This is a genomic window from Pseudomonas sp. QS1027, assembly GCF_002814235.1.
Lineage (GTDB): Bacteria > Pseudomonadota > Gammaproteobacteria > Pseudomonadales > Pseudomonadaceae > Aquipseudomonas.
The window spans coordinates 147219-164406 of record NZ_PHSU01000009.1 but is presented as its reverse complement, the minus strand read 5'-3'; the positions used below and the strand labels follow the sequence as shown (position 1 = coordinate 164406).

Annotated in this window: 12 protein-coding genes; 9 read left to right on the top strand and 3 right to left on the bottom strand. The window is 63.2% G+C overall.

What is annotated here, in order from left to right; genetic code table 11:
• The first annotated feature begins 166 nt into the window (after nucleotides 1-166).
• The 5 genes from putA (at nucleotide 167) to selO (ending at nucleotide 12913) form a co-directional block, all read left to right on the top strand.
• Nucleotides 167-4120, top strand: a complete 3954-nt coding sequence (gene putA, locus CWE01_RS10495) for a trifunctional transcriptional regulator/proline dehydrogenase/L-glutamate gamma-semialdehyde dehydrogenase (RefSeq protein WP_100940459.1) — start codon at nucleotides 167-169, stop codon at nucleotides 4118-4120.
• A 189-nt stretch (nucleotides 4121-4309) separates the two neighbouring features.
• Nucleotides 4310-6112, top strand: a complete 1803-nt coding sequence (locus CWE01_RS10490) for an acyl-CoA dehydrogenase (protein ID WP_100940458.1) — start codon at nucleotides 4310-4312, stop codon at nucleotides 6110-6112.
• Between the two features lie 102 nt (nucleotides 6113-6214).
• Complete coding sequence (locus tag CWE01_RS10485; protein WP_100940457.1) at nucleotides 6215-7957, top strand: potassium/proton antiporter; 1743 nt, start codon at nucleotides 6215-6217, stop codon at nucleotides 7955-7957.
• 36 nt (nucleotides 7958-7993) lie between these two features.
• Nucleotides 7994-11350, top strand: a complete 3357-nt coding sequence (mscK, locus tag CWE01_RS10480; RefSeq protein WP_100940456.1) for a mechanosensitive channel MscK — start codon at nucleotides 7994-7996, stop codon at nucleotides 11348-11350.
• 99 nt (nucleotides 11351-11449) lie between these two features.
• Nucleotides 11450-12913, top strand: a complete 1464-nt coding sequence (gene selO, locus CWE01_RS10475; protein ID WP_100940455.1) for a protein adenylyltransferase SelO — start codon at nucleotides 11450-11452, stop codon at nucleotides 12911-12913.
• Between the two features lie 6 nt (nucleotides 12914-12919).
• Here the strand turns inward: selO and CWE01_RS10470 are convergent, their stop codons facing one another.
• Nucleotides 12920-13321, bottom strand: coding sequence for a type II toxin-antitoxin system HigA family antitoxin (locus CWE01_RS10470; protein ID WP_100940454.1), 402 nt, complete (start codon nucleotides 13319-13321; stop codon nucleotides 12920-12922).
• Nucleotides 13321-13614 (bottom strand): type II toxin-antitoxin system HigB family toxin, encoded by a 294-nt coding sequence (locus CWE01_RS10465; RefSeq protein ID WP_100940453.1) that lies wholly within the window; start codon nucleotides 13612-13614, stop codon nucleotides 13321-13323. The genes CWE01_RS10470 and CWE01_RS10465 overlap by 1 nt, the downstream gene beginning before the upstream one ends.
• A 215-nt stretch (nucleotides 13615-13829) precedes the next feature.
• On the opposite strand from CWE01_RS10465, the gene trxC reads away from it, so the two are divergent.
• Nucleotides 13830-14264 carry a thioredoxin TrxC gene (trxC, locus tag CWE01_RS10460; RefSeq protein ID WP_100940452.1) on the top strand — a complete coding sequence of 145 codons (435 nt, stop codon included), beginning with the start codon at nucleotides 13830-13832 and terminating at the stop codon, nucleotides 14262-14264.
• Nucleotides 14265-14295: 31 nt separating this feature from the next.
• On the opposite strand, the gene CWE01_RS10455 is transcribed toward trxC, so the two are convergent.
• A complete protein-coding gene (locus CWE01_RS10455; RefSeq protein WP_100940451.1) occupies nucleotides 14296-15069 on the bottom strand; it encodes a ParA family protein in 774 nt (257 codons plus the stop codon).
• Between the two features lie 361 nt (nucleotides 15070-15430).
• Here CWE01_RS10455 and CWE01_RS10450 point away from each other — a divergent pair, with 361 nt between their 5' ends.
• The 3 genes from CWE01_RS10450 to CWE01_RS10440 are packed head-to-tail and all read left to right on the top strand — an operon-like array spanning nucleotide 15431 to nucleotide 17185.
• The gene (locus CWE01_RS10450; protein WP_100940450.1) at nucleotides 15431-16150 is read left to right on the top strand and encodes a beta-ketoacyl synthase chain length factor; all 720 of its coding nucleotides are present in this window, start codon (nucleotides 15431-15433) and stop codon (nucleotides 16148-16150) included.
• Complete coding sequence (locus CWE01_RS10445; RefSeq protein WP_100940449.1) at nucleotides 16126-16944, top strand: 1-acyl-sn-glycerol-3-phosphate acyltransferase; 819 nt, start codon at nucleotides 16126-16128, stop codon at nucleotides 16942-16944. Before CWE01_RS10450 ends, CWE01_RS10445 begins: the two co-directional genes overlap by 25 nt.
• Complete coding sequence (locus CWE01_RS10440) at nucleotides 16913-17185, top strand: phosphopantetheine-binding protein (protein WP_100940448.1); 273 nt, start codon at nucleotides 16913-16915, stop codon at nucleotides 17183-17185. Before CWE01_RS10445 ends, CWE01_RS10440 begins: the two co-directional genes overlap by 32 nt.
• Nucleotides 17186-17188 lie beyond the last annotated feature (3 nt).

Here is a 17188-nt window from a genome sequence, read left to right as displayed (position 1 = left end):
AAACCCACGAGTTGAAGGCGTCAAATGCAAGCGGGAAAATAATTCCTGATCTGTCGCCGTTTTTTCCTGAAAAAACAGGTTGCACCCGGTTGCACCTCGATCAAGCCAGCGCTACTCTTTCCACCAGCTGATGCCACGCCATCGTGGTAACCATGAGGATAAGAAAATGGCTACGACCACCCTTGGGGTCAAACTCGACGACCCGACCCGTGAGCGCCTGAAGGCCGCGGCCCACTCGATTGACCGCACCCCCCATTGGCTGATCAAGCAAGCCATTTTCAATTACCTGGAAAAGCTCGAGAGCGGTGCAACCCTGGGCGAAATCAACGGTTCGTCCCGTGGCGACACCGAAGACAGCGGCGACGTCCCGAGCGACCACGCCCATCAATGCTTCCTCGAATTCGCCGAAAGCATCCTCCCGCAATCGGTGCTGCGCGCCGCCATCACCGCTGCCTATCGCCGCCCGGAACCGGAAGTGGTACCGATGCTGCTGGAACAGGCACGCCTGCCGGCCGCCATGGCCGAAGCCACCCACAAGCTGGCCGCCTCGATTGCCGAAAAACTGCGCAACCAGAAGAGCGCCGGCGGCCGTGCCGGGATTGTTCAGGGCCTGCTGCAGGAGTTTTCCCTGTCGTCCCAGGAAGGCGTGGCACTGATGTGCCTGGCCGAAGCCCTGCTGCGCATCCCCGACAAAGGCACCCGCGACGCGCTGATTCGCGACAAGATCAGCACCGGCAACTGGCAGCCGCACCTGGGCAACAGCCCGTCGCTGTTCGTCAACGCCGCCACCTGGGGCCTGCTGCTGACCGGCAAGCTGGTCGCCACCCATAACGAAACCGGCCTGACCTCGTCCCTGAGCCGCATCATCGGCAAGAGCGGCGAGCCGATGATCCGCAAGGGCGTCGACATGGCCATGCGCCTGATGGGCGAACAGTTCGTCACCGGCGAAACCATCGCCGAAGCCCTGGCCAACGCCAGCCGCTTCGAAGCCAAGGGTTTCCGTTATTCCTACGACATGCTCGGCGAGGCGGCCCTGACCGAGCACGACGCGCAGAAATACCTGGCGTCCTACGAGCAGGCTATCCACTCCATCGGCAAGGCCTCCCACGGTCGCGGCATCTACGAAGGCCCGGGCATCTCCATCAAGCTGTCGGCCCTGCACCCGCGCTACAGCCGTGCCCAGTACGAACGGGTGATGGACGAGCTGTACCCGCGCCTGCTGGCGCTGACCCTGCTGGCCAAGCAATACGACATCGGCCTGAACATCGACGCCGAAGAAGCCGACCGCCTCGAGCTGTCCCTGGACCTGCTCGAACGCCTGTGCTTCGAACCGCAACTGAGCGGCTGGAACGGCATCGGTTTCGTGATCCAGGCCTACCAGAAACGCTGCCCGTATGTGATCGACTATGTCATCGACCTCGCTCGTCGCAGCCGCCATCGCCTGATGATCCGCCTGGTCAAGGGCGCGTACTGGGACAGCGAGATCAAGCGCGCCCAGGTCGAAGGCCTGGAGGGCTATCCGGTCTACACCCGCAAGGTCTACACCGACGTTTCCTACATCGCCTGCGCACGCAAGCTGCTGTCGGTACCGGAAGTCATCTACCCGCAGTTCGCCACCCATAACGCCCACACCCTGTCGGCCATCTACCATATCGCCGGACAGAACTATTACCCGGGCCAGTACGAATTCCAGTGCCTCCACGGCATGGGCGAACCACTGTACGAACAAGTGGTAGGCAAGGTTTCCGAAGGCAAGCTGAACCGTCCGTGCCGTGTGTACGCGCCGGTCGGCACCCATGAAACCCTGCTGGCCTACCTGGTCCGGCGCCTGCTGGAAAACGGCGCCAACACCTCGTTCGTCAACCGTATTGCCGACCAGTCCATCTCGATTCAGGAACTGGTGGCCGATCCGGTGGCCAGCATCGAGCAGATGGCGACGCTGGAAGGCGGCTTCGGCCTGCCGCACCCGCGTATTCCGCTGCCGCGTGACCTTTACGGTCGTGACCGGGCCAACTCCGCCGGCATCGACATGGCCAACGAACATCGCCTGGCGTCGCTCTCCTGCGCCCTGCTGGCCAGCGCCCACAACGACTGGAAAGCCGTGCCGCTGCTGGGCTGTGCCGCCAGCACCGAAGCCCCGGTGGCGGTGCTCAACCCGTCGGACCATCGCGACCTGGTCGGTTATGTCCAGGAAGCCACCGCCGAAGACGCCGACAACGCGATCCAGTGCGCCCTGAATGCCGCACCGATCTGGCAGGCCACCCCGCCGGGCGAACGCGCGGCAATCCTGGAACGTGCCGCCGACCTGATGGAAGGCGAGATCCAGCCGCTGATGGGCCTGCTGGTCCGTGAAGCCGGCAAGACCTACGCCAACGCCATCGCCGAAGTGCGCGAAGCCGTGGACTTCCTGCGTTACTACGCGGTCCAGGCACGCAACGATTTCAGCAACGACGCCCACCGCCCGCTGGGCCCGGTGGTCTGCATCAGCCCGTGGAACTTCCCGCTGGCGATCTTCAGCGGCCAGGTGGCCGCGGCACTGGCGGCCGGCAACCCGGTCCTCGCCAAGCCTGCCGAACAGACCCCGCTGATCGCCGCCCAGGCCGTGCGCCTGCTGCTCGAAGCCGGGATTCCCGAAGGCGTGGTGCAACTGCTGCCAGGTCGCGGTGAAACCGTCGGCGCGCGCCTGGTGGGCGACGAGCGGGTCAAGGGCGTGATGTTCACCGGCTCCACCGAAGTGGCGCGCCTGCTGCAACGCAATGTCGCCGGTCGCCTCGACAGCCAGGGCCGACCGATTCCGCTGATCGCCGAAACCGGCGGGCAGAACGCGATGATCGTCGACTCCTCGGCACTGACCGAACAGGTGGTGATCGATGTCGTGTCCTCGGCCTTCGACAGCGCCGGCCAACGCTGCTCGGCCCTGCGCGTCTTGTGCCTGCAGGAAGACTCCGCCGACCGCGTGATCGAAATGCTCAAGGGCGCCATGGCTGAATGTCGCCTGGGCAACCCGGAACGCCTGTCGGTGGATATCGGCCCGGTGATCGACGCCGAAGCCAAGGCCGGCATCGAGAAACATATCCAGGCCATGCGCGACAAAGGCCGCGCGGTCTATCAGGTGGCCATCGCCGACGGCGAGGAATGCAAGCGCGGCACCTTCGTGATGCCGACCCTGATCGAACTGGAAAGCCTCGACGAACTGCAGCGGGAGATCTTCGGCCCGGTGCTGCACGTGGTGCGCTACAAGCGCAAGGACATCGACCAGTTGATCGCGCAGATCAATGCCTCCGGCTACGGCCTGACCCTCGGCGTGCATACCCGCATCGACGAGACCATCGCCAAGGTGATCGACAATGTCCATGCCGGTAACGTCTATGTGAACCGCAATATCGTCGGCGCCGTGGTCGGCGTGCAACCGTTCGGCGGCGAAGGTTTGTCGGGCACAGGGCCGAAAGCCGGTGGGCCGCTGTACCTGTATCGCCTGCTGTCGACCCGGCCGACAGATGCCATCGAACAATCCTTCGCTCGGGGCGATGCCCTGGTCGCACCGGATGTGCGTCTGCGCGAAGTGCTGCTCAAGCCGCTCCACGCCCTGCAAGCCTGGGCCGAGAGCCAGAAGCTGGCGGACCTCGGGGCGCTGTGCGTGACCTTCGCGGCGCAGTCGCAAAGCGGGATTACCCGTGTGCTCAACGGCCCGACCGGCGAGCGCAATAGCTACGCGATCCTGCCGCGCGAGCATGTGCTGTGCCTGGCGGATATCGAAGGCGACCTGCTGACGCAACTGGCGGCGGTATTGGCCGTGGGCGGCTCGGCGGTCTGGCCGGAAGGTGAATCGACCAAGGCGCTCTACGCACACTTGCCGAAAGAAGTGCAGGCGCGCATCCAGCGTGTGGCTGATTGGACCAAGGACGAGGTGCTGTTCGACGCGGTGCTGCATCACGGCCATTCCGACCAGTTGCGTGGGGTTTGCCAGCAGATTGCCCAGCGCAGTGGCGCGATTGTCGGTGTGCACGGCTTGTCCCAGGGCGAAACCGGCATTGCGCTGGAACGCCTGGTGATCGAGCGGGCGTTGAGTGTCAACACCGCGGCGGCAGGCGGTAACGCCAGCCTGATGACTATCGGTTAAGAACGGAAACCGCCTTCGCGGGCAAGCTCCGCTCCCACAGAACTTGTGGGAGCGGAGCTTGCCCGCGAAGAGGCCCGTCCCGACAACACACCTCCCTGAATTCTGCCCCTCCATCACCCACATCAATCTTGCTAGGCACCGCTTATTCAGCCGCCTAGACTCGGCGCACTCCCCCACAGGTAGGCCGCCATGTCCGAGATGCTGCTCAGTTCCCGCAATCTGGCTTTCGAGCTGTACGAAGTCCTCGATGCCGAGGGCCTGACCCAGCGCGAGCGATTCGCCGAGCACTCCCGGGAAACCTTCGATGCCGCCATCGGCACCGCCCGCACCATCGCCGAGAAGTTCTTCGCCCCGCACAACCGCAAGAACGACGAAAACGAACCGCGCTACGAAAACGGCGAAGCCATCCTGATCCCGGAAGTGAAACCCGCCGTCGACGCCTTCCTCGAAGCCGGCTTTCTCAACGCCGCGCGCAGTTTCGAAGAGGGCGGCATGCAGCTGCCGACCCTGCTGTCCCAGGCCTGCTTCGCCCACTTCCAGTCAGCCAACGCCGCTTCGACCTCCTACCCGTTCCTGACCATGGGCGCGGCGAACCTGATCGAGAGCTTCGGCAGCGACGAGCAAAAACGCCGCTTCCTGCAACCGATGATCGACGGCCGCTTCTTCGGCACCATGGCCCTGACCGAGCCCCACGCCGGATCTTCGCTGTCGGATATCCGCACCCGCGCCGAACCGGCCGCCGACGGCAGCTACCGGCTCAAGGGCAACAAGATCTTTATCTCCGGCGGCGACCACCCGCTGTCGGAAAACATCGTGCACATGGTCCTCGCCAAGCTGCCGGACGCACCGCCCGGAGTGAAGGGTATTTCGCTGTTTATCGTGCCCAAGTTCCTGGTCAACGACGACGGCAGCCTCGGCCCGCGCAACGATGTCCTGCTGGCCGGGCTGTTCCACAAGATGGGCTGGCGCGGCACCACCTCCACGGCGCTGAACTTCGGCGATAACGGCAACTGTGTCGGCTATCTGGTGGGCAAGCCGCACCAGGGCCTGAGCTACATGTTCCAGATGATGAACGAAGCGCGGATCGGCGTCGGCATGGGCGCGGTGATGCTCGGCTATGCCGGTTACCTGTATTCCCTGGAATACGCCCGGGAACGCCCGCAGGGCCGCCTGCCCGACAGCAAGGACCCGAGCACCGCACCGGTTTCGATCGTCCAGCACGCCGACGTCAAACGCATGCTGCTGACCCAGAAGGCCTACGTCGAAGGCGCCTTCGACCTCGGCCTGTACGCCGCACGGCTGTTCGATGACACCACCACACTGACCTGCGAGATAGAACGCCGCCAGGCCCATGAACTGCTCGACCTGCTGACGCCCATCGTCAAATCCTGGCCCTCGGAGTTCTGCCTGAAGGCCAACGAACTGGCGATCCAGATTCTCGGCGGCCACGGCTACACCCGCGAATACCCGGTGGAGCAGTACTACCGCGACAACCGGCTGAACCCGATTCACGAAGGCACCCACGGCATCCAGTCCCTCGACCTGCTGGGGCGCAAGCTGGCGCAGAACGGCGGCGCGGGCTTGAAGCAGCTGGTCCGACTGATCGCCGACACGGCAAAACGCGCTGCCGCCCATTCCTCCCTGGATGCCCTGCGCCAACCCCTGGAGGATCTGGTCGCACGCCTGCAAAGCGTGACCATCGGCCTGCTGACCGACCTGGCCCAGGGCAAGGTCAACAGCAGCCTCGCCAACTCGGCGCTGTACCTCAAGGCGTTCGGCCACACGGTCATCGGCTGGCGTTGGCTGGAACAGGCAGTGCGGGCCGAGGAAGGCCTGGCCAGGGGCAATCCGGCGGACCTGCCCTTCTACAAAGGCAAGCTGCAAGCCGCGCGCTACTTCCTCACCTGGGAAGTACCGGGCTGCCATCATGAGCTGGCCATTCTCGAAGCCCGGGACGATACCTGCCTGTCGATGCAGGACGCCTGGTTCTAAAGCTTTTGACAGCGGTACATTTCAACAGGTTAGAATCGCTGGCACGCAGACTGCATGGTCAGTCTGCGCCCAGCCTTTGCAAGCTTTCCTGGAGTACTGCCTTTGAATGCGACGACCATCAACAGCCTGTTCTTGATCGGCGCGTTGCTGGTAGGCGCAAGTATCCTGGTGAGCTCGCTGTCCTCGCGCCTCGGCATCCCGATCCTGGTGATCATCCTCGCTGTGGGCATGAGCGCCGGCGTCGACGGCGGCGGCATCATCTTCGACAACTACCCCACCGCCTACCTGGTCGGTAACCTCGCCCTCGCCGTGATCCTGCTCGACGGCGGCCTGCGCACGCGGGTCGCGAGTTTCCGCGTGGCGTTGTGGCCGGCGTTGTCGCTGGCCACCGTCGGGGTGCTGATCACCACCGGCCTGACCGGCATGGCCGCCGCCTGGCTGTTCAACCTGAATATCATCCAGGGCCTGCTGATCGGCGCCATCGTCGGTTCCACGGACGCCGCGGCGGTATTCTCGCTGCTGGGCGGCAAGGGCCTGAACGAACGGGTCACCGCCAGCCTGGAAATCGAGTCGGGCAGTAACGACCCGATGGCGGTGTTTCTCACCGTGACCCTGATCGACATGCTCGCCAGCGGCCAGACCGGCCTGCACTGGAGCCTGCTCGGCCATCTGATTCGCGAATTCGGCATCGGCGGCATCATCGGCCTCGGTGGCGGCTGGCTGATGCTGCAACTGGTCAACCGCATCAACCTGGCCAACGGCCTCTACCCGATCCTGGTGATCAGCGGCGGCCTGGTGGTCTTCGCCCTGACCAACGCCCTGCACGGCAGCGGCTTCCTCGCCGTGTACCTGTGCGGCCTGGTGATCGGCAACCGTCCGGTGCGCAGTCGCCACGGCATCCTGCACATGCTCGACGGCATGGCCTGGCTGGCGCAGATCGGCATGTTCCTGGTGCTGGGCCTGCTGGTCACGCCCCATGACCTGCTGCCCATCGCCCTGCCGGCCCTGGGCCTGGCACTGTGGATGATCCTGTTCGCCCGGCCGCTGTCGGTGCTGGTCGGGCTGCTGCCGTTCAAGGCCTTCCATGGCCGGGAAAAGGCGTTTATCTCCTGGGTCGGCCTGCGCGGCGCGGTCCCGATCATTCTCGCGGTGTTCCCGCTGATGGCCGGCCTGCCCCATGCGCAGCTGTACTTCAACCTGGCGTTCTTTATCGTGCTGGTGTCGCTGCTGGTGCAAGGCACCAGCCTGCCGTGGGTGGCCAAGCTGCTGAAGGTCACGGTCCCGCCGGAACCGGCACCGATCTCCCGGGCCGCCCTGGAAGTGCATGTCACCAGCGAATGGGAGCTCTTCGTCTATCGCCTGGGTGCTGAAAAATGGTGTATCGGCGCCGCCCTGCGCGAGCTGAAAATGCCTGAAGGTACGCGTATCGCCGCGCTGTTCCGTGGCCAGCAACTGCTCCATCCGTCGGGTAGTACCACCCTGGAAGTCGATGACCTGCTCTGCGTGATCGGTCACGAACACAACCTCCCGGCCCTCGGCAAGCTGTTCAGCCAGGCGCCGCAACGCGGGCTCGACCTGCGCTTCTTCGGCGACTTCGTCCTCGAAGGCGACGCCCAGCTGGGCGCGGTCTCGGCGCTCTATGGCCTGAAACTCGAAGGCGTCGACCCGAATACTCCGCTGGGCAGCTTCATCGCCCACAAGGTCGGCGGCGCGCCGATCGTCGGCGACCAGGTGGAGTGGAACAACACCTTGTGGACTGTCGCGGTCATGGACGGGAACAAGATCGGCAAAGTCGGCGTCAGATTCCCCGAAGGAAGTCGCCCGGGTCCGGGTCTCTTCCTCTAAACTGCCCACTTTCTTCACGCTGCTTGACCGGTACTTATGTCTTCCTTGCGCACTTTTCTTGCCATGGCCCTGCTGGGCCTGAGTCTTTCCGTCGGCGCGTTGCAAGCGGCCGAACCGCCCACCAGTCAATCGGTCCAGCAAAGCCTGGACAGGATTGCCGACCGCAAGCTCGCCGACGCCGATCAAAAGGCCCTGCAAGCCGTGCTGCAGCAGACGCTGACCTGGCTGTCGAACCAGGACGACTATGAAAAGCGCCTGGCCGCGACCAAGCAGCAAGTCGCCGATGCGCCGCGCCAGACCGTTGAAAACCAGCGTGAACTGGCCCGCCTGAAAGTCACCAAGGTAATCCCGGTAGCCCAGCGTTATGCCAACCAGTCGGTGTCGCAGCTCGAACAACTGCTGACCGAGCGCACTACCCAACAAGGCGATCTGCAAAAAGCCCTGGCCGATGCCAACAGCCTGATCATCACCGCCCAGACCCGCCCCGAGCGCGCGCAGTCGGAAATCAGCACCAGCCAGACACGCATCCAGCAGATCAACAATACCCTCAAGCAGGGCAAGGACAACGGCAAGGCCCTCAACAGCGACCAGCGCAACCAGTTGAACGCCGAACTGTCCTCGATCAACGCGCTGATCCTGCTGCGCCGCCAGGAGCTGGCCGGCAACAGCCAGTTACAGGACCTGGGCAACAGCCAGCATGACCTGCTGATGGAAAAAACCGCACGCCTGGAGCAGGAAATCCAGGACATGCAGTCGCTGATCAACCAGAAGCGCCTGGCCCAGTCCCAACAGACCGTCACCCAGCAATCCATCGAAGCGCAGAAAGCCGGCGACAGCAGTGTGCTGGCCACCGAAAGCGCGACCAACCTCAAGCTCTCCGACTACCTGCTCAAGAGCACCGACCGGCTCAACGAGCTGACCCAGCAGAACTTGCAGACCAAGCAGCAGCTCGACAGCGTGACCCAGAGCGACCAGGCCCTGGACGAACAGATCAGCGTGCTCAAGGGCAGCCTGTTGCTGTCGAAGATTCTCTACAAGCAGAAACAGGCCCTGCCGCGGCTGCAGGTGGACAAGAACCTGGCCGATGAAATCGCCGATATCCGCCTCTACCAGTTCGAGATCAACCAGCAGCGCGAACTGATCAGCAGCCCGGCCACCTATGTCGACAACCTGCTGGCGACCCAGCCACCGGACCAGGTCAATGCACAACTGCGCAGGACCCTCCTGGACCTGGCGGTGACCCGCAGCGACCTGCTCGAACGCCTGAACCGCGAGTTGAGCGCCCTGCTCAACGAGTCCATCACCCTGCAACTGAACCAGAAGCAACTGCTCAGCACCGCCCAGAGCCTGCGCGCCACCCTGGACGAGCAGATGTTCTGGATTCCGAGCAACAAGCCCCTGGACCTGGACTGGATCGAAAGCGTACCGGCACGCCTGCAAAAGCAGGTCACCACCCTGCCCTGGGCCTCGAGCTTCAGTGAGCTGACCGACGGCTTGGCACAACATCCACTGCTGTTCCTGCCCCTGCTGCTGTTGATCGGCGCCCTGCTATGGCGGCGCAAGTCGCTGTATGCGCGCCTGAGCAAGGTGCACAAGGATATCGGCCACTTCAAACGCGACAGCCAGTGGCACACGCCGCTGGCGATCCTGGTCAACGTCGCCCTGGCGATGCCGGTCGCCCTGGGGCTGGCCCTGTGCGGTTATGCCCTGCAGATCGACGCCCGTGGCCAGAACGCCAGTCTCGGTGCCGCGCTGCTGCAGATCTCCCTGGCCTGGCTGGTGTTCTACACCGCCTATCGGATTCTGGCCCCGGGCGGCGTGGCCGAACTGCATTTCCGTTGGGAAAAACCCCAGGTCGAATTTCTCCAGAGCTGGGTACGTCGCCTCGGCTTCGTGGTCCTGGCCCTGGTGGCCATTGTTTCCGTCGCCGAGCTGCAACCGGCCTCGCTGGCCGGTGACGTGCTGGGCATTGCCGTGGTCCTGACCTGCTACGGCCTGATGGCCTGGCTGCTCAGCCGCTTGCTGCTGGGCAGTCCGAACCACGGCAGTGCCTCGCTGTTCCGCAAACTGGTCGGCGTGATTTTCACCGCCATGCCCATCGCGCTGTTTATCGCCGTGTGCTTCGGCTACTACTACACCGCCCTGAAACTCAGTGACCGGCTGATCGAGACCCTGTACCTGCTGATGCTCTGGCTGGTGATCGAGGCGACCTTCGCTCGCGGCCTCGGGGTCGCGGCCCGGCGCCTGGCCTACCAGCGCGCCCTGAGCAAACGCCAGGCGGCCAAGGAAGCCGGCGATGGCGAACTGCTGATCGAAGAGCCGACCCTGGACATCGAACAGGTCAACGAACAATCCATGCGCCTGATCCGCCTGGCCCTGCTCGGCGGCTTCGTGGCGGCGCTGTACTGGGTCTGGTCGGACCTGATCAGCGTGTTCTCCTACCTGGACAACATCACCCTCTACGAATACACCAGCGGCACCGGCGCGACCATGAGCATGGTGCCCATCAGCATTGGCAACGTCATCGGTGCCCTGGCGATCATCGGCATCACCTTCGCCCTGGCGCGCAACCTGCCGGGCCTGCTGGAAGTGCTGGTGCTGTCCAAGCTCGAACTGGCCCAGGGCAGCGCCTACGCCACCACCACCTTGCTGTCCTACGTGATCGCCGGCATCGGCTTCGTCTCCACCCTCTCGACCCTCGGCGTGAGCTGGGACAAGTTGCAATGGCTGGTGGCGGCGCTGTCGGTGGGCCTGGGTTTCGGCATGCAGGAAATCTTCGCCAACTTCATCTCCGGCATCATGATCCTGTTCGAGCGCCCGGTGCGGATCGGCGACACCATCACCATCGGCACCCTGTCGGGCACGGTCAGCAAGATCCGTATCCGTGCCACCACCATTACCGACTTCGACCGCAAGGACATCATTGTCCCGAACAAGACCTTTATCACCGGGCAACTGATCAACTGGTCGCTGACCGACACGGTTACCCGCGTGACCCTCAAGCTCGGCGTCGACTACGGTTCGGACCTGGACCGGGTCAAGGAGCTGCTGCTCAAGGCCGCCCGCGATAACCCGCGAGTCCTGAAGGAGCCCGAGCCCCACGTGTACTTCCTGAACTTCGGCGAAAGTACCCTGGACCACGAACTGCGCATGCACGTGCGCGACCTGGGCGACCGCAACCCGGTGGTCGACGAGGTCAACCGCTTTATCAACCGCGAGTTCAAGAAAGAGCACATCAACATCTCGTTCCGGCAGATGGAGGTCTATCTCAAGAACCTGCATGGCCAGGAATACAAGTTGGTGCCAGTGGAAGCCGACGCGCCAGCCGTTGCGCCTGCCTCGAAAGAGCCGGCCGAGCCGGAACAGTTGCCGCCACCGGACAAGCTCGACTGAGACCTGACAGACGCGGCGCCCATGCCGTTTGCATGAGGCCGCTGGCGTCTGCCGGCTAATCCCAGCAGAATACTCGGACATTCTGCTGGAGCCGGCCGTTTGAAAGCCCTCGACGAACTGACCTTCGATAACCGCTTCGCCCGCCTGGGCGATGCGTTTTCCACCCATATCCTGCCCGAGCCCCTCGACAATCCGCGCCTGGTGGCGGTGAGTCCGGCAGCCATGACCCTGCTCGACCTGGACCCGGCCATTGCCGAGGAACCGGTGTTCGCCGAGCTGTTCGGCGGGCACAAGCTCTGGGCCGAGGCCGAACCACGGGCGATGGTCTATTCGGGGCATCAGTTCGGTTCCTACAACCCGCGCCTGGGTGACGGTCGCGGATTGTTGCTGGGCGAGGTCTACAACAACGCGGGCGAGCATTGGGACCTGCATCTCAAGGGCGCCGGGCAAACGCCTTATTCACGCATGGGCGACGGCCGCGCGGTGCTGCGTTCCTCGATTCGCGAGTTCCTTGCCTCCGAGGCCCTGCATGCCCTGGGTATTCCCAGCAGCCGCGCGCTATGCGTGATCGGTTCCGACACGCCGGTGTGGCGCGAGAAACAGGAGCGCGGCGCCATGGTCCTGCGCATGGCGCCCAGCCATGTGCGCTTCGGTCATTTCGAATACTTCTACTACACCAAGCAGCCGGAGCAGCAGAAGCAGCTCGGCGAACACGTGCTGGCGATGCATTTCCCCGAGTGCCTGGAACAGCCGGAGCCGTACCTGGCGATGTTCCGCGAGATCGTCGAGCGCAACGCCGAGCTGATCGCCAAGTGGCAGGCCTACGGTTTCTGCCATGGCGTGATGAACACCGACAACATGTCGATCCTGGGCATCACCTTCGATTTCGGCCCGTTCGCCTTTCTCGATGATTTCGATGCGCACTTCATCTGTAACCACTCCGATGACCAGGGCCGCTACTCGTTCAGCAACCAGGTCCCCATCGGCCAGTGGAACCTCAGTGCGCTGGCCCAGGCCCTGACGCCGTTCATCAGTGTCGAGGCGTTGCGTGAGGCGCTGGGCCTGTTCCTGCCGCTGTACCAGGCCCACTACCTGGACCTGATGCGCCGCCGCCTCGGCCTGACCTGCGCCGAAGACGACGACCTGAAGCTGGTGGAAAACCTGCTGCAACTGATGCAGGCCGGCGGGGTCGACTACACCTTGTTCTTCCGCCGCCTGGGGGATGAGTCCGCCGCTCTGGCCACCGCGCGGCTGCGAGATGACTTTATCGATATCAAGGGCTTCGACGCCTGGGCCGACCGCTACAAGGCCCGGGTCGCCCGCGAGCCGGACCAGGATGAATCCCGGCGCAAGGCACGGATGCACGCGGCCAACCCGCTGTATATCCTGCGCAACTACCTGGCGCAGAAGGCCATCGATGCGGCGGAAAATGGTGACTACTCAGAGGTACGGCAACTCCACGAAGTACTGAGCAAGCCGTTCGAGGAACAAGCGGGCATGGAACGCTACGCCGAGCGGCCACCGGAGTGGGGCAAGCATCTGGAGATCAGTTGTTCGTCGTAAGCCGGCTCAGATAAAGGTCTGCTCCGACACCCCAAAGTGCTCAGCCAGCCAGCGGATCTGGCGCAGGTTGAGCTTGCGCTTGCCGCTGAGTATCTCGGAAACCACCGATTGCGGCCCGACCCCGGGCAGGTCGCTCTGGTTCAAGCCATGTTCACGCATCATCTCCCGCAGTACATCGGCCCCACTGGCCACCGGCATCGGCCGGTGCTCATGGTCGTATGCCTCGATATAGTCACTGAGGATATCCACCAGGCTCATGAGCGGGCTCGACTCATCCTCGCCGATCAGTTCAAGCAATTCATCGAGCACGCCGACCAACACATCATAGTCGGCTTCGGTTTTCGGCTTGCGCAGCAACGGCTCGACGAAGTGCCAGTGCTCGAAAGCCTGTTGGGTCATGACGTTCATCAACGCTCCTCCCTCCATTTACCCTTGTCATATTCACGATGATCAAGCACATGCTTGATATAGAGCCGGTGTGCCGTGTAGTGCACCACCGCGATCAGGCGCAGCTTGTTCCCACCGATATCGAACACATGGAAATCCCCCACCTTGTCCGTTGCCGGAAATATGGCTTTCATCGCCGCAAAATTGGCCGGACGACAATTTCTGATCCGGCGATACCACACATCCAGCGCAGAGGCTGAGTCGGGCCAACGGCCCTTGGCTTCCCAAATACGCTTCTCGGTAATTACATGCATGCAATGTCCTTATCGCATCTTGCTATGGAGATTAAACCCGACATCGGAATATCGCAATTTGCTATGAAGCCCATCCGACTGACGGTGCGCTCTCCCAGACTAGGTTCCCGGCCCGAACTCCGGCGGCTGAAAATGTGAGGGCATGCGACAAGGCTTGATAAAACCCACGCTCGGCTCCAGATAAGGACCATTGGCCACTTCCCTGGAGCCCCCTCATGTCCGAACCACTACTGATCCCCTGCCCGCATTGCAACGGCCTCAACCGCATCCCCGCCGAACGCCTGGGCGACCAGCCGAAATGCGGACGCTGCAAAGCCGCGGTCTTGCTGGATAAACCGTTCGAATTGAAACAGGGCGATTACGCCAGCCAGATCAAGGGCGACCTGCCGTTGCTGGTGGACGTGTGGGCGGACTGGTGCGGGCCGTGCAAATCCTTTGCGCCGGTGTTCGAACAGGCGGCGGCCCAGTTGGCCGGCAAGTGCCGCCTGGCCAAGCTCGACAGCGAGGCCAACCCGCAACTCTCGGCACAGCTGGGGATTCGTTCGATTCCCAGCCTGATCCTGTTCAGAAATGGCCAGGAAGTCGCGCGCCAGAGCGGTGCCTTCCCCCTGCCGCAGTTGCTGGCCTGGCTGCGCAGCCAAGGTATCTGAGGCTCGCGCAGCCGGCAGGCGCAAAAGGGTGTTAAGCGTTTTTCTCCAGCAACGCGTGCAACTCGACGAACTGCTGGGTCAGCTTGTGCCGTGGATCGAAGTGGATCAGCGGCCGGTTGGCTTCATGGGACTCGCGCATCTTCACTGAACTGGCCAGATACACCGGCAACACCGGCAAGCCCTCGGCGATCAGGCTGTCGAGCATCTGCTGCGGCAAACTCGCCCGGGCCTGGAACTGGTTGACCACAATCCCTTCCACTTGCAGATCTTCGTTGTGGTCTTCCTTCAACTCTTCGATCTCGGCCAGCAGGCCATACAGCGCCTGACGGGAAAAGCTGTCGCAATCGAAGGGAATCAATACGCGATCGGCGGCAATCAACGCAGACACCGCATAGAAATTCAGCGCTGGCGGCGTATCCAGGTAAATACGGTCGTAATCTTCCGACAACTCATCCAGCAGTTTGCGCAGCTTGTTGATCTTGTGTTTCGCCTCGAGCTTGGGCTGCAGATCCGCCAGCTCGGCCGTGGCCGTGATCACGTGCAGGTTGTCGAAGGGCGTCTCATAGATATCCACCTGGTTTTTCTTCGAGAACGGTCCGGACGAAAGGATCTGCTTGAAGAAATCGGCGATGCCCATGGGAATGTCGTCACCGGTGAGCCCGGTGAGGTATTGCGTGGAGTTGGCCTGGGCATCGAGGTCCACCAACAGGGTCCGATAGCCCTCGCTGGCGCTGACCGCCGCCAAGTTGCAGGCAATGCTCGACTTGCCGACCCCGCCTTTCTGATTGAACACCACACGCCGCATGACAAGACCTCCGTGTATCAATGGATCACCGAGTGTAGAGGGCTTGACCGCTGCCGCGCCACCTTGGCAGGACGAGGACTACCTCTCACGCCGTAATAACTTCACTAACCCAGGGTATTTTCCCTTTGACCTGGGAAATTTCTGACATACGTATCCAAAAAAATACGAATAATAGCCAGTTGCTAGCTACCTCTTCGCATTCTGCAAATTTAATCGAGCAAAATGTGACCAAAAATTTGCTACAGGCCTTGTGCACCGGGATAATGCGCGCCACTCGGCCATCGCGCCACGCCAGGGTTGGTAGGGGTTCAGGGATCAACCATAGCGTTCAAGGAAGCCCGCAGGGGCGGGAAGACATTCAGTGATCAACTTCAACATCGCCCAATGGCGCGCCTGGGCCCCGGGCCTGGAAAGTGCGGACGACTGGCAGGCCTGGAGCCGCCAGCCTTACGTACCCGCGCCCAGCGATGCGGCACCGGATGTGTCCTTCCTGCCGGCCATGCAGCGCCGCCGCCTCAGCCGCCTGGCGCGCATGGCCTTCAGCGTCGGCTGGCCACTGGCCGAGGGTCACGCGCAACTGCCCCTGGTGTTCATCTCCCGACACGGCGAAACCCCACGCACCTTCGACATCCTCAGCGACCTGGCGGCCGACCAGCCGTTGTCGCCGACCCAGTTCAGCCTGTCGGTGCACAACGCGGTGATCGGCCTGTGGTCGATCCTGCGCGGCTCGACCTGCGAAATGACCGCCCTGGCCGCCAACGGCGACGGCCTCGAACACGGCATGCTCGAGGCCGCCGCGCTGCTCGATGAAGGCGCCCCCGCGGTCCTGCTGGTGATCACCGAGGAACAACCGCCCGAAGCCTACCGCCGCTGGATCGACGACGTGCCGTTTCCCTACGCCCTCGGCCTGCTGCTGACCCCGGGCGACGAGTGGCAACTGTCCCTCGAAAGCGGCACGGACGAACAACGCCCGACCGAGTGGCCCCATGCCCTCGATCTGTTGCGTACCCTGCTCGGCCAACACGCCTCCTGCCAACACCGATGGAAGACCCGGGTATGGAACTGGCAACGCCGACCATGACCAAGCCCTGCGACGCCTACTACTGGCGCTTGCTGGCCACCGCCTTGAGCTTCGCCCTGTTCGGGCTGGGCGGCCTGTGCCTGCGACTGGTGATATTCCCCTTGCTCGGCTGCCTGCCGGGCAATGCCGAACGCCAGCGCCTGCGCGCACGACAAACGGTCAGCCGGCTGTTCTGGCTGTTCATCCGTTTCATGGCCCGCACCGGCGTACTGACCTATGAAGTCGAAGGCGCGGAAAAACTCGGTCGCCCCGGCCAGATGATCATCGCCAACCACCCGTCGCTGATCGACGTGGTGTTCCTGATCGGCCTGGTGCGTCATGCCAACTGTGTGGTCAAGCAGAGCCTCTGGCAAAACCCCTTCACCCGCGGGCCGCTGCGCTCCACCGAATACATCAGCAACGATGGCAGCCTGGACATGCTCGACGCCGCGGCCGGCGCCCTGAAAGACGGCCAGACCCTGATCGTTTTTCCCGAAGGCACCCGCACCACGCCGGGCACGGCACCCGCCTTTCATCGCGGCGCCGCCGCGATTGCCCTGCGGGGTGCGAGAATCATCACCCCGGTCGTGATCAAGGTCAGCCCCACCACCCTGACCAAGGCCGAACCCTGGTATCGCATTCCGCAACGCCGGGTGCACTTCAGTTTCCGTGTTGGCGCCGATATAGACCCACAAGGCTTTGCCGCGCAGGGCCCAGCGCCCCAGGCCTCGCGCAAACTCAACGATTATCTGCACCATTACTTCATTAAGGAGCTCGCCTCAGATGAGCGATCCAACCCCCGCCCTGCACCTTGAGATCAAAGAGCTGATCATCGAGGCCCTGGGCCTGGAAGACATCAGCGCGCAAGACATCGGCAACGAGCAAACCCTGTTCGGCGAAGGCCTGGGCCTGGATTCGGTGGATGCCCTCGAACTCGGCCTGGCGATCCAGAAGCGCTACGGCATCAAGATCGATGCGGACGCCAAGGACACCCGCGACCATTTCTCCAGCGTGGCCAGCCTTGCGGCTTTCGTCACGGCAAAACAGGCAGCGTGAGGC